Genomic DNA, 1,226 nt, shown 5'->3' on the forward strand with positions numbered 1-1,226 from the left:
CACGATCATCTGAAATCGTTGCTCACGATCCCCCGAAATCTCTGCTCACGATGCGGTGAAATCCGTGCTCACGATGCGGTGAAATACGCACGCGGCAACATCGGCGCCAAGCGGGGCAATCCGCGAGGGCCGGGTCTTGTCGCGCAGCAGACCCTCATAACCCTGTTCGGCGAAGCGCTCCTGCCAGCGCCAGACGCAGGTCTTGGACTTGCCGGTCCGCCGCATGATCTCGATCGTGCCCACACCGTCCGCCGTCAACAGCACGATCTGGGCCCGCCACGCATGCTTCTGGGCGGCGTTGCGATCCCTGACCAGGCCCCGAAGGCGACGGCGATCGGACGGCGAGACGGCGATGGAAATCCCGGTGCGCATACGCCAGACTCGCATGCTTCAAAGCCCGAGGGAATCCCTCCTCGGACTCTACCGTCAGATTTTATCCACTCTCATGTTCGCCGTTTCAAGCTGCAGATGTGAAGAATCGATCGCTTGCCTTTGCAAGCGTTCTGGCGGATTGGCTGCCCTGGGCAAAGCAGGAGGCACGGTCAATAAAACGACGGTTGATCATGCTCTGATACGCGGGTTGGTTACCGCCGGACCTGATGCGTCGTGGAGCTGCCTCGGTCTAGAATCCAGCGTCGGATGATGATCCGGCTGATAGTGGTTGCGAGGGTTCTCCTGCCGTGACCGTGCCTCCAGCCTTACCCAGGCGCAGAAGGCTCAAAACTGTTCGCTCCTCCATCAATGCTTTTGGTTCATAGCCCGGCGGTCAGTTCGTCGGCCGCGGGACTTGAGCCGCGATGGCCCAGACGAAGCCGGCCAGTTCGCGAGCGATCGCCGTGGTCACGGTGGTGGCCGGCTTGCCGGCTCTGGCGAGCTTGCGGTAACGGCCGCACAGTCGCATCTGAGCCTTCCAAGCCGTATCGCGGATGGGCTTGGGCAGCCCCTCCTGTCGGAGCAGTTGTTCACGGCTGATTCTTGCCGGGAACCGATAGCTCCAGGCCGCCTCGACCAGCATTCGCCGGGCGGTTCCGTTGCCTGCTTTCGTTATGCCGCCCTGACGCCTGGTTCCGCCGCTGGAATGTTCCGAGGGGACCAGACCGAGATAGGCCATGAGCTGCCGGGGGTTCTCGAAGCGCGTGATGTCGCCGAGTTCCGCGATCACGGTCGCGGCCGTCACAAGGGCCATTCCGCGAAGCGTCTGCAGGGCGTGGACCACCGGCGCCAGG

At 63.0% G+C, this 1,226-nt stretch carries 1 protein-coding gene and 1 pseudogene; both read right to left on the reverse strand.

Features of this window, described 5'->3' with window-relative positions:
• Positions 1-108: 108 nt before the first annotated feature.
• A pseudogene (locus tag VQ044_RS25210) lies at positions 109-372 on the reverse strand (helix-turn-helix domain-containing protein); the annotation flags it as partial.
• 394 nt (positions 373-766) lie between these two features.
• Positions 767-1,226, reverse strand: a 460-nt coding sequence (locus VQ044_RS25215) for a transposase (RefSeq protein ID WP_331827897.1), incomplete at its 5' end; no start/stop codon positions are given.

Origin of the sequence: Aurantimonas sp. C2-5-R2 (assembly GCF_036549495.1) — a bacterium.
Lineage (GTDB): Bacteria > Pseudomonadota > Alphaproteobacteria > Rhizobiales > Rhizobiaceae > Aurantimonas > Aurantimonas coralicida_A.